This is a genomic window from Longinema margulisiae (genome assembly GCF_025266855.1).
Taxonomy (GTDB): Bacteria; Spirochaetota; Brevinematia; order Brevinematales; family Thermospiraceae; genus Thermospira.
Genome location: NZ_CP053071.1, coordinates 152,305 through 165,163 on the forward strand (window position 1 = coordinate 152,305; position 12,859 = coordinate 165,163).

8 protein-coding genes are annotated in these 12,859 nt (G+C 46.9%); 2 read left to right on the forward strand and 6 right to left on the reverse strand.

Features of this window, described 5'->3' with window-relative positions:
* Positions 1 to 19 precede the first annotated feature (19 nt).
* Both serS and BREVNS_RS00775 read right to left on the reverse strand, forming a co-directional pair.
* Positions 20 to 1,303 (reverse strand): serine--tRNA ligase, encoded by a 1,284-nt coding sequence (gene serS / locus BREVNS_RS00770; RefSeq protein ID WP_483427170.1) that lies wholly within the window; start codon positions 1,301 to 1,303, stop codon positions 20 to 22.
* 14 nt (positions 1,304 to 1,317) lie between these two features.
* Positions 1,318 to 5,310: a SpiroCoCo family coiled-coil protein gene (locus BREVNS_RS00775; RefSeq protein ID WP_483427171.1), complete on the reverse strand. Its 3,993-nt coding sequence runs from the start codon at positions 5,308 to 5,310 to the stop codon at positions 1,318 to 1,320.
* Between the two features lie 802 nt (positions 5,311 to 6,112).
* On the opposite strand from BREVNS_RS00775, the gene BREVNS_RS00780 reads away from it, so the two are divergent.
* Both BREVNS_RS00780 and BREVNS_RS00785 read left to right on the forward strand, forming a co-directional pair.
* Positions 6,113 to 6,880 (forward strand): Mrp/NBP35 family ATP-binding protein, encoded by a 768-nt coding sequence (locus tag BREVNS_RS00780; protein ID WP_483427172.1) that lies wholly within the window; start codon positions 6,113 to 6,115, stop codon positions 6,878 to 6,880.
* A complete protein-coding gene (locus BREVNS_RS00785) occupies positions 6,877 to 7,203 on the forward strand; it encodes a GNAT family N-acetyltransferase (protein WP_483427173.1) in 327 nt (108 codons plus the stop codon). The genes BREVNS_RS00780 and BREVNS_RS00785 overlap by 4 nt, the downstream gene beginning before the upstream one ends.
* Positions 7,204 to 7,228: 25 nt before the next feature.
* Here BREVNS_RS00785 and BREVNS_RS00790 read toward each other — a convergent pair whose 3' ends face one another.
* From BREVNS_RS00790 to BREVNS_RS00805, 4 genes are all read right to left on the reverse strand, one after another.
* The gene (locus BREVNS_RS00790) at positions 7,229 to 8,029 is read right to left on the reverse strand and encodes an inositol monophosphatase family protein (protein ID WP_483427174.1); all 801 of its coding nucleotides are present in this window, start codon (positions 8,027 to 8,029) and stop codon (positions 7,229 to 7,231) included.
* Positions 8,016 to 10,277 carry an alpha-hydroxy-acid oxidizing protein gene (locus tag BREVNS_RS00795; protein WP_483427175.1) on the reverse strand — a complete coding sequence of 754 codons (2,262 nt, stop codon included), beginning with the start codon at positions 10,275 to 10,277 and terminating at the stop codon, positions 8,016 to 8,018. The genes BREVNS_RS00790 and BREVNS_RS00795 overlap by 14 nt, the downstream gene beginning before the upstream one ends.
* Before the next feature lie 97 nt (positions 10,278 to 10,374).
* Positions 10,375 to 10,710, reverse strand: a complete 336-nt coding sequence (locus BREVNS_RS00800; RefSeq protein ID WP_483427176.1) for an STAS domain-containing protein — start codon at positions 10,708 to 10,710, stop codon at positions 10,375 to 10,377.
* A 37-nt stretch (positions 10,711 to 10,747) separates the two neighbouring features.
* Positions 10,748 to 12,841 (reverse strand): GAF domain-containing SpoIIE family protein phosphatase, encoded by a 2,094-nt coding sequence (locus BREVNS_RS00805; protein ID WP_483427177.1) that lies wholly within the window; start codon positions 12,839 to 12,841, stop codon positions 10,748 to 10,750.
* Positions 12,842 to 12,859 lie beyond the last annotated feature (18 nt).

The window sequence follows — 12,859 nt, forward strand, 5'->3', positions numbered from 1 at the left end:
AATTTTTTTTAGCAATATTTTAGATAGAAATTTTTGTTATCCTTTCCAAACCACCCATATACGGACGAAGCACCTCAGGAATAAGCACACTTCCATCCGCCTGCTGATAGTTCTCAAGGATAGCCACTACCGTTCTTCCAACCGCAAGCCCAGAGCCATTGAGAGTATGGACATACTCGGGCTTTCCTGTTGACTCCCGGCGGAAACGAATCTGCGCCCGACGAGCCTGGAAATCCCTGCAGTTCGAGACAGAAGAAATCTCCCGATACCTATTCTGTCCGGGAAGCCATACTTCCACATCGTAGCATTTTGCCGCCGAAAAGCCCATATCACCCTGAGAAAGTACCACCACCCGATGAGCCAACCCCAACTTCTTGAGAATCTTCTGCGCCTGTTCCACCATCTGCTGATGTTCCTTTTCGGAATCCTCAGGACGACAGAACTTCACCAGTTCCACCTTGTTAAACTGATGCTGACGAATGATCCCCTTGGTATCCTTCCCATAACTTCCTGCTTCCTTACGAAAGCTTGGAGCATAAGCTGTTATCCACCTTGGTAAATCCTTCTCCTCAAGAATCTCATTCTGATAAATGTTGGTAAGCGGAACCTCTGCCGTGGGATTGAGATAGAGATCCTCTCCCTCTACACGATACAGGTCATCCTTGAACTTGGGAAGCTGTCCTGTGCCCTCAAGGCTTTTGCCTTTGATAAGGAAAGGAACAAAATACTCTTCATACCCATCTTCTCTATGCGTATCCAACATAAAATTGATAAGCGCCCGCTCAAGCCGTGCACCAAGGCCACGATAGAGAGTGAAACCACTTCCCGCAATCTTTGCCCCCCGTTCAAAATCCAAAATACCAAGACGTTCCGCTATCTCATCATGGGAAAGCGGGGTAAAAGAAAAAGAAGGAATTTCTCCCCACCTTCGAATCTCCTGGTTGGCACTCTCATCCTCTCCAACAGGCACATCATCCATAGGAATATTGGGAATCATCATGAGTTTAGCCGTAAGGTTTTCCGATACCTCTCTTTCCTGTCTCTCAAGGTCTGCGAGTCTTTCTCCAAGCCGGCCAACCTCTGCCATGAGAGCAGAAGCATCCCCCCCTTTTGCTTTGAGAGCCCCTATTTCCTTGGACTTTTGATTCTTCTCACTGCGAAGAACATCTCCCTCTTTCTGAAGACTCCTTCGCTTTTCATCAAGAGCCATGATTTCATCAAGAAGAGCCATATCCTTCAATCGATAACGAAGTTTCTCCCTCACAAGGGCTTCATTTTCCACCAAAAATCGAATATCTACCATGATCACTCCTTGGGTTATTTTTCGTAGCGTTCAAGAACCAACTCAACATAGCTTACCGAAACCTTGAGCGTAGAAGCGATCTCTTCTACACTCCATCCCTCTTTTCTCAAACGCAGGATGGCCTTCACCGTATCCTGATCGCTCTGGGGCTTTGATCCCTCACCTCGAGACCCACGAACAACCTCCTCCTGAGAAGCCCGAATGCGCTCCAACTGGTTCTGGAGTTCCGCCACCCAGGAGCGCATCTTCTGAAGACGCTTTCCTTCCTCTTCTACCTGGATCAGGATATTCTCAAGGTTGTCTATCTTATCAGCAGCGGCAAAAATCTTGTCCTGATCCCCCAAGACCTGCATAATCTGACCCTGAAAGTTCTTGAGATCCTCCTCAAGTTTTTTCGAAAGCTTATTGAGAAGGCTGATTCTCTGATCGGCATCATTCAGCTTTGCCTGAACAGACGTAAACGATTCTTTGGTTTCCTCCAGTTCACTCAAAATCTTGACCACAATATCCCGCTTCTTTTCAAGGTCTGCAAATTTGGCCTGCAGATCCCCGTAGAGCTTCATAGCCTCTTCAAGGGTACGTTTCATCTCCTCCGCTTTCTTGTTCTGCTGCTCGGCAAAGGCAAGAAGCGCCTGTGTCTCCTTGGCCTTTTCCATCGCCCTTTCCACTACCTCTTTCATCTGAAGAGACTCTTTCTTGTGAAGAAGAAGGTTATTCAGCATATCATCAAGCTCTCGCCTCTCCTTCTGTACCCCTTCAAGGGTTCGAAGGGCATCAGTGAGAGCCCGTCTCTTTTCTTCCAGCTCCTGGAAACTTTCTCTGATGGTATTCAGAGTTTCTTCGGATTTCTCCGCAACCACCTCGGCCCTCTCAAGAAGTTGTGTCTTCTTCAGGAAGGCATCATAACGGGCCTCTATCTCCTTGAGCTTTTTGACAAGATCTTTGTATTCGTTCTGAATACTCTCTTTGTAATCCTCTCGAATACTCTTTAACTCCTCTGAAAAACGAGTAACACTATTTTTGGCCAAAGAAACCGTTGTTTCCACTTCCTCTTTCGTCTTCTGCAGGAGGGTCTCAATATTGCCCGTGAGAACACTTATCTTGCGAGAAATAGAATTCTCTATTTCCGCCATATCCTTCTGATACTCCTGAACGGCCTGATTCTCAAGAGAAAGCAACAGATTTTTGAGATCCTCTGAGCGTTTGGTGTACTGATTCATATCCTTTTCGACCTGGGCAAAGTAAGTCCGTATTTTCTCCTCTAATGAGCCTCGAGAAGCCTCAACGGCTTTGTTCACCTCTTCAGAGAGCTGACTCAAAAGCATCTTCACCTGCTGTTCTACCTGCTGGGGAAGTTCCCCAACACGGCTCTGCTGGATACGAAGCTGTTTTTCCATATCGGCAAAAATAGAACTCTGCTCAGAAAGCCTCTTGTCAAGGTTCTCAAAGGCCACCATGTACTCGTCCCTTCGCTTAAGAAAGTCCTGAGACGCCTTTTCAAGATACGATTTGAGGGTGGATTCAAGATCCTTCTGAAAAGCCTGAAGTTTTGAGGCCACTTCTCTGTCCACCTCACCTGCCACCTGATCTGACTTTTTTTTGAGCGAGTCAAGGGATTGCTGAATCCTTTCTATGGCCTGATAGAACTGCTTTTCCTCTTCTTCAAAGGCAGACTTCAATTGAGAAGCCATTGTCTTCTGCTGGTTAGCCAAATCCTGCCTAAATTCACGAATGGTATCCTCAAGCTCTATAATCTCACCTTTACTCTTGTCCAAAAGCTCCTGATAATCATCAAGGTAGGTTTGCCTCACCTTGTCAAGATAACTATCAATCTCTCTTGTGCGCTTGTTGAGAATCTCCCGCAAGAGGTTTTCTATCTGGTTACTCTGATTGGTGAGGGAAACCACACGACTCTGCATGGAATCAATATCCTCTCGAAGCGCCCTGTTGGTGGTATCCATGACCTGCTGAATCTGCTGCTGATAGGCTTTCACATTCTCCTCAAGGGCGCGAAGATACTGACTGACCTTTCCAGAGGAGGTTTCTGTGACGGAAATCATTTCCTTTTCTTTTTCTTCTATCTTTGCCATGAGGCTTGCCAAAAGGTTTTCGGCCGTTTGCTGAATCTTCTGCTCACTGGAAGCCGTAAAGCTCTCAAGCCGCTGTCTTGTCTGCTCAAGCTGACGATGAAGTTCCTGAAGTTTTGAAGCAAAATTTTCCGAAGATTTTTTCCAGTTTTCCTGCCACTCGATAGCAACCTTTTCAATTGATTTCTCCACATCATGGCGAGTGGTAGAGAGTTTTGCCTGCCATTCCTCAGCCGTCTGCTGCAACTTGAGAAGCCACTCATCCCTATTCTCAGAGAGTTCATCACCAACTTCTTTGTGGACTTTTGCTATTGTCCTCTGCATCTCACTTACCTCATTCTGAAGGGCAATCAGTTCTTCCTTACCCTTCTCTAAAGCATCCTCATACTGCTGGGTGAGTCTCTCACTAAACGCCTCAAGGTAATCATCCACCTGTGATGTCTTCGATTCCAAAGCTTTTTGATACTCTTCAGTAATCCGCCCTAAGCGTATTTTTTGTTCCTCAATCGCCTGCGACAAATGTTGAATTTCTCGCTGAATCATGGTTTTCAGATCCTGTAAACGATTTTGCCACTCCACGTTCGATTTTTCCCAGAGTGATTTTGCTTCTTTTGTTCCTTCTCGTACCAAACGATCATTCTCCTCTCGCAAAGAAAGGATATTTTTTTCTATTTCTGTTTTTATTTCCTCAAAAGTTTTCTTCCATTTTTCTTGATAAACTCCCAGTTCACCTGATAACTGTTGATCCACTCCATCGATACGCTTACTCATCTCACGTATTTCATCCGAAAGAGCAAGAAGTTCTTCTTTCCCTTTTTCCAGAGCTTCCTCGTACTGCTGGGTGAGTCTCTCACTAAATGCCTCAAGGTAATCATCCACCTGTGAGGTCTTCGATTCCAAAGCCTTCTGATATTCATCCGTCATATGCTGAAGGGCCATCTTCTGCGTTTCTATTATCTGAGCAAGACGCTGAATCTCACTATTGATAGACTCACGAAGCCCCTGAAACTCCTTTCCAATCTCATTTTTCTGCTCTTTCAGTTGCTGATCATTCTCAGCAAGCCTCTGGTTAATCACCTTCACAGAGGCATTGAACTGCTGTTCAAGACGCTTGATGCCCTCAAGAAACTGGGTCTCAAGAGCCTTTGCCTTCTCCGCAAGCTGAGCCTCTGCTCCCTGCCGAAATACCTCCAGTTGTTTGGCAAAAAGAGCCTTGTTTTGAGAGAATATCTTCTCGGCTTCTTTCTGGCTTGCCATCTCCTGATCCCGAATCCCCTGTTCTACCTGAGCAAGGAGTTGCTGAAGTTGGGTAGATTTCTGCTGAATCTCATTTTGAATAGTCTGAAAGGTTTTTTCCAGTTGAAAAGACTGTATCCTCTCCTGGATCTGTTTCCGAAGAGCCTCAATACTTGCTTCGGTGTTCTTCATGATCTCTTTGACATTGTCCTGAGCCCATACACGAGATTGATCTATATCACTGCGAAGGGTAGAGGTGAGTTTCTTGGCCTCTGCAAGCTCCTGCTTCATCTCCTCCATCTCTCGCTCCAAGGCTACTAACTGAGCCATTCTCGCTTCCATAGCAGCAAGATCCTTTTCATAGCCCTGGGCTGCCTTGAGTTGAATCTCGAGACTCTTCTCAAGCTGTTTGGTTTTATCCATGAAGTCTTTGAATTCCCCTAATTTCTGGTTGATAAACTGGGTAGCCCTATCTAACTTCTGAAGAGAAACATCCAGATTGATGGTCTTGTCGTACAATTCCTTCTGTTTGGCTTCAAAAAGACGTTGAATCTCCTGGATAGAATGCTGAACAAAATTTTTGAGTGTTTGTAATTGCACGTTTTTCTTGTCAATTTTCCGAAAGTAAAAAATAAGAAAAACCGACACCATGGTCGGAAAAAGAAAACTGAATAACGTACCCATCCCACTCCTCCTTGGGCTTTTTCACTGAAAAAAGGGTTATAGCATTATAGCGAAAGACAAAAAAATTGTCAAAAAGCCTCTCTTTTGCACGAAAAACAAAAGAAAATACCCTGTCGTTCCACATTCATACAGAATGGTTATCTTCACACAAAAACTGAATACTCGTTCGACCATCTTTTCTCTTCCAATTTTTGGCTCTTTTTGTTACCCATTTTTCTTTTTCCACGAAGTGCTCCTGAAAAAAAGGGATGTTGTCCTCGTCGCATGCTACGCATGCGCCTCGGACGGACAATGGGCCGCTTTTGCGGGCAAGGAGAAAAACATCTTCTCCTTCCAGGGGAAGTCCTTCCTCCGGGGGCGACATCAACTCGTCCTCCTGACTTCGGAAGTATAGCGCCCACCTTGCTCCGCCGATTCCCCGCCAAAGCGGGGTCCCCGCGGCTACGCTTCGGTGGGCTTTTGGGAAAAAGCAACATAAGATGTCGCCCCGGGTGCCTCCTGCACCCTCACTCCGGAAGGACTTCCCCCTTACGACAAAGGACACACAACCGCAAAAGCGGCCCGGTGGGGTACAGAAAAAAAAGGGGTGAAAGAACAGAGCTTTCTCGTGTTATTTCCCTGTTCATTAAGAAATGTGGAAATAGGTATTCAGTTTCCTATGTGGAACGACAAAACAAAAGAAAATACCCTCTTGAGCATATTTTTCCTAATAACCTTCTCCCTGAACCCCTTTTCATAATAAACATTTGCCAAAAACAAAAAAAGTATGTATACTATAGAAAGAACACAAAAGGAGTACTCCATGTCAAACTCTTCTCAACCAAAGGGAAATATCAAACACGTCATAGGCGTCATGAGCGGAAAGGGGGGTGTAGGTAAATCAACGGTGAGTTATCTTTTAGCCACCGCTCTCAAACTCAAGGGATACAGAGTAGGCGTTCTTGATGCTGATCTGACGGGGGCAAGTATTCCCCGTCTTTTCAATCTCAAAAAAGGCGCCATCCAGACTGATGGAAACTTTCTTCTTCCCTTTGAAACCCAACAGGGAATCAAGATAGTATCGATGAACCTCATTCTCCAGGAGGAAACCCAGCCCCTCATCTGGCGCGCCCCTCTTCTCAATCAGGCTGTGGTCCAGTTCTGGGAACAGGTTGTGTGGGGGGATCTGGATTACCTTGTAGTGGACCTCCCCCCGGGAACAGCGGATATTGTTCTCACCGTGATGCAAAAGATCCCTCTCTCCGGGCTTGTGGTGGTCACTACCCCTCACGACGTTGTCTCCATGGTGGTCTCAAAATCCATTGCTATGGCACAGGCTATGCATGTTCCCATCATTGGCCTGGTAGAGAACATGAGTTATTTCGTATGTCCTCACTGTGGCAAGCCCATTGATCTGCTCTCAAGCGACAGTTCTCTCTCTGATATGATTGTTCTTGCCAAAATTCCGATGATACCGGCCATAGCCCGTATCTCCACAGATGGACTCAATGTTGGGGACGAAACCATAGGCACCCTTCTCATCTCCTTAGCCGACAACACCATAAAACGTATTGAAGAGGTAAAGGCATGATCATCACTCACAATAGCGTGGAAAGACGCTTTGAGGGAAGTAGCGAAGGAAAAGACTTTTTTGTAGAGTATGATTTTTCCCCCGATGGAGAAATCCTCATCACCCATACCTATGTCCATCCAGATCTTCGTGGGCACGGAATTGCCGCTCATCTTTTAGAAAACCTTTCAAAATGGGCGGAAGAACAACAAAAAAGGGTTATCCCCATTTGTTCGTATGCTGTCGTTTTTTATAAAAGGCACAGAGAATACCAGCACCTTCTCAAAAACGAAGACACACTTTCAACACCCGGTTCCTGTGCCATTCCCCGTAAAAAGCACTGATGTTCTCATCAAGCCCCAACGCTTTTTATCTCTCTTCTATGAGATTCACTGTTGAAAGAATCTCAAGCATCTTCTCGTGAACAAGCCCATTGGTGGCCACAATATGCTTGTCAAAGGGGGTAAACTCTCCACCCCTGTAGTTAGTCACCCTTCCACCTGCCTCCTTCACAAGAAGCATTCCTGCGGCTGTATCCCAGGGCTTGAGATTCTCTTCGTAGAAGGCCTCAAAACGCCCACAGGCCACATAGGCAAGATCCATTCCCGCTGAACCAAGACGACGAAACCCCTCAAAATCCCTCACTAACGCAGGAAGTGGTTTCATCACCTCTTCTATCCTGCCCTCCCGTTCATAGGGAAACCCTGTCACCACTAACGCCTTCCCAATATCGCCGATGGGAGATACCCGAACAGGTTTCCCATTGAGAAATGCCCCCTGTCCCTTGACCGCCCAGAAGGTTTCATTCAAAATCGGATTGTAGATAACCCCCACCACTACTTCCTTTGAAACCTCAAGCCCGATCGACACACACACAAAGGGAATCTGGTGAGTGAAATTCACCGTCCCATCAAGTGGATCGACAATCCAGCGCAAATCCGCTTCCCCTTCCCTTGAAAGCATCTCCTCTGTGAGAACGGATGCCTCAGGAAACCACCGTACAAGCGTCTCCACAATAACCTCTTCCGCACGCCTATCATACTCCGTCACCGGATCAGCAAACCGCTTGAATTGAATCTCCTTGGGAAGAGAAAACCCCTCTTTGATAACCTTGCCCCCGAGCCATGCTGCCTTCAGGGCTACTTTGAGCGCCTGATTATAATCTTTCATAAAGTATGTCCCTTTTCCCTTTGATTTTTTCCACAGCATCAACGCCGACCAGGGAAAGAGCCTTGGCAAGTTCGTTTCTGAGAGTATCAAAGTAATACCTCACGCCGGCCACTCCCTGACCCACCGCATAGATCATCACCGGTCGGCCAATCATCACCATATCTGCCCCAAGCGCAAGAGCCCTTACCACATCCCATCCACTTCGGATCCCCCCATCTAAGATCACAGGAAAATCCCACCCCACAGCCTCCCTCACGACGGGAAGAGCATCCACAGGGGCTATAGTCGCATCACTAACCCTGCCCCCATGATTAGAAACCACAATAGCAGCTGCCCCCGCCTCTTGAGCAAGTTTTGCGTCCACAGGAGAAAGGATACCCTTGAGAATAAAGGGAACCTTCACCACCCCTATCAGGTCGGCGAGTTCTTCGACACTTTTCGTCACCGTCGATTGCTTTTTCATCTCCATGGTCACAAAAGAAGCGGCGTCAATATCCATACCCACAGCCACAGCCCCGGCCTCTTCTGCAGCCAAAAGCCTCTCCACAATCATCCCCCTGTCCATCCGGGGCTTAAAAAACGGAATAGCAAGCCCAAAATTCTCCAGAATCACCTTTATCCCAATCCGGTATTTGGTGGGCGTTGCCCCATCACCAACCGTTCCTAAAAGTCCCGCGTGATTGGCCCCCTTCACCATAGCCCGTGCTAACTCGAGTTCAGAGATAGCCCCTCCGAGATTCGTAATAGCCCCTGTAATGGGAGAAGGCAAGACGGGCATAGAAAGAGAGAAACCAAAAAGAGAGGTTTCAAGAGAAACCATGGTTGCCTGATGAATATACGAAGGTATCACATCCCAGCGGCGAAGTCTCTCCACGGCACGGGTAAATCCTGTCCCAAGACCCACACCACCTACCCCTGGAACCATCCCGCGACATTTCACCCCATCGCAATCCTGACAAACAAAACACCGCCCATTGAAACGAGTTCTTGCCCTCTCCAGAAGAACAGAAACATTGATACTTTCTTCTTCCGTGGGCCGAGTCTTCACTTCTATGGCACGAACGGCCTGATGAGAAGCATGAAGAGCCTCTTGATAGGTAGGAGCACAAACAATCACATGACCCGCTTTATCAAGATTATTTTGTGGTTCACGAATCCTGTCCCCTATCTTTACATCAACAAAGACATCCTTCACATACGGAAGAGAAAGGGCTTTTTCCACCCCTGCAATCCTTTCCACCACACCCGGCGAAGGAATGATCGCCCTCTCAATAGAAACATAGTCCCTTTTTGGTTTCACATCCCCTATCCCCATCCCTAAATGAATACGCAAAATATTTTCCATCAGATCGATACCCGTCGCATAAGGATAGGTATGCGTTGACATGAATCCACCGGAAAGACGGGCCGCAATCTCTCCTACAAAACTGCCGGTTGGTGTTACCTTGATATCCCCCTTGGCCGCCCCCAACGTGATCCCAAGAGCCTTCACCCCTCGCTGAAAAACCTCAAGCCCTGAAAGAATAACCTCCTGGGGCATTTGCGAAGGAAGAATATGCCCTGTCTCCACAAAATAGGGGGCATATTCAATAATCCGATCCGCTACCCCTGTGATAAAAATCTCCCCCTCTACCACCAAAGCATCTATGCTCAATTCCACCCCATCAATATACTGTTCTATCAAGATACGACCACTTCTTGCATAACGAAAGGCTAAATCACATGCTTCCTTCAAATCCTCAAGGGTGGAAACACGCCGGACCCCCCTCGCACCCATATTATCCACCGGCTTGACCACACAATCCCCACCCAACCTCTCAAACACCTCTAAAGCCTTAGCATAACTTTCCACCATCTCAAAATCAGGAACTGGAACCCTCGCCTGCCGAAGAGTCTGCCGCATGAGATGCTTATCCGTTGCCCGACGGGCCACCTCCGGATCAATACCTGGCACTCCAAGCTTTTGGGCACTCAAAGCCACGGTATAAGAAGCATCTGTTCCCACAGTAAGCACGGCATGAAGAGGATGTTTTTCCCGACTGACCTGAACAAGGGCTTCTGAGACCACCTCTGCATCAAGAGTACTGGCCGGCACGTAGGTACTTGCCTCTTTCACCCCGGGAGCCTCTGGGTTCCGATCCACCACTACCACGTAGGCACCCAAGTCTTTTGCCCGACGAATCACCGGGAGTTGAAGCACCCCTCCTCCAATAATCGCTACCCCCTTTCCCTTGAAAAGATCTCCCATTTTTCTCCTCTTGTCTATAATACAAAAAAGGCACGGAATAGCCCATGCCTTTTTTTCATCTCAAAAAGAAAGCCTCAGGGAATGAAAAATCACCCGCTTATTTGAAAGCGGCGAGGGCATCTGCTTCGCTATCGTAGATCTCAAAGAAACTGGTAAGCTTGGTGAGTTCGAAGACCTTCCGTACAGAGGCATACACATTGATAAGCTTCATGGCGCCCCCTACCTTCTTCAAATTAGACAAACTGGAGATCAATACCCCAATACCGGAACTATCAATGTAGCTCACCTTGTCTAAATTGATGATGATATTGACCTTGCCCTTATTGATCTCATCCTTGATCTTCTCCTTGATCTCAGGAGCATTGTACAGGTCAATCTCACCCTTGATGTCAAAAATAACCACATCCCCTGTTTCTCTGCGGTTTATCTCCATACCGGCCTCCTCCAATTTTTCTCTCTTATATTATAGCCTATTTTGCTTTCAAAATCAAGAGGGTTTCATCATCATGCTGGGGCGCATTCCCCACAAAGCGATTCACCTCTTCCAGAATCTTGTTGGCAATTTCACGTGCTGATTCACGCTTATAGGTACGAATCACATTCTGAAGCCTCTCCATTCCAAATTCTTCATGCTGAAGATTCATAGCCTCGGTAATACCATCCGTATACAGTACGGCAATATCGCCACTTTCAAGAGTAGTAAAATCCTGCCCATACGTCACTTCTGGCATAATACCCACCGGCATACCCTCGGTATCCAGGAAATGGAAGGTATCCTCCGAAGCCCGATACAACACAAGAGGACCATGCCCGGCATTGGTATAGTTCATGAGACCCTTTTCCGCATCATAGAGGAGATAAAACCCTGTCGCATACCTATCCTCAACAATCTCCTGGGCAATGGTATTATTGAGCCGTTCAAGAATATGCTTTGTTTCCGCATCCAAAGAAGCAATCGTCCTGAGAATACTTCGAATCATCACCATGATGAGAGCGGCAGGCACACCCTTTCCCGATACATCAAACATGGTGAGCGCAATCTTATTATTACCAAAATCAATGTAATCATAATAATCACCACCCACTCCCTTCGCCGGGATAGAAAACCCGTAGAGTTCATATTTATCAGTATCAGGAAAACTATGGGGAATGAGAGAACTCTGAATCTCTCCTGCCACACCTATCTCTTTCTCTGCCTGTTTCTTCTCAAGCACTTCCTGGTACATCTGGATCTGTTGGATGTTAATAGCGGCCTGTTCTGCCAGGGTTTCCACAAGACTCAGGTCATTGGCAAGAAAAGACCTCGCATCATCAATCACGGTAAGCACACCAAAGACATTGTCTCTTGACTTCAGGGGAACCGCAATAAAAGACGTCACCATGAGATAGTCCGGTACAGGTTGTACATACCGGCTGGAGCGAACCGCATCCGGAATATAGATAGGCTCTCCCTCTTCAAGCACCTGACCCAAAAGCCCTTCTCCTACCGCAATCCGTTCCAGTTTGAATTTTTCAATCAGCATGGATTCCGTCACTGTCATGCCATCGCCGACCTTGAAGGGCTTGGTTGGGGGATACACCCCACTGACATACTTCACCTGCAGCCTGTTGGTCACCGGATCCTTGAGGAGAATAGCCCCACCACGAGCATTGGTACCCCTCACAGCCGCATCCACAATACGCTTGATCACTACATCCAGTTCCAGTTCTCCAGAACCCACCACCGCACTGATGTCACGCATGAGTTGGATAATAATATCCTTTTCCTTGTCAAGGTTTTCTACCTTGGCTTCAAGACCTGCCACAAACTCTCTCTGAACCCCAAAGGAAAATACCGCCATGGCTATCACGCCAACCCAGGAAAGCACAAGCCATCCCGGCATCTGATAAAAAGCCACTAACATCGAGAAAAGATGGAAGAGCATCTCCTCCACAATATAGGCAAGAAGAAGCGGACGATAGCGATAGATTGGTTTCAGAAGGTCAATCGTATAACCATAGATAGAACCAAGGCTGAGCCACATCCAGATAAGAAGTCCCACCCGCCAGAGAGAGAGAAACGCTCTCCCCGCAAACCCGAGAAAAAACCTATCCAAAAACTCACTTCCGAGACTGAAGCCCTGACGTGCCTGACTCAAGCCAATCACAAGAAGACCAAGAAGCGATAGCACAAGAAGAACAATCTGAGTAGTGAAGAAAATTCGTATTGCCTTGGTTTTTTTCCGTTCTGCTTCCCTCTTTTCAAGAATAAAAAACCTCGCCACAAACACGACAACACCTGTTTCAAACACATGCCAGAGAAGATATCGCCAATTGTAAAAGTTCACATAGGCTGGATTAGGAACGGTCTGTTCGATATTTGAAATACCCACCTGCTGTTTCACAAATTCAATATCAAGAAGCCCGATCACACTATACAAAAGGGACTTGACAAAAACAAAGGTAAAAAACCAGAACAGAAACTGGAATAGTCTCTCTTTGTAGCTTCGTGCCTGAACCGCCATGACAAGCGCAAAGAAAAAGGCAATAACCAGCGGTACCCCAAAGTAGAGATCAAGCTGCATGCAAAGCCTCCTCAAATC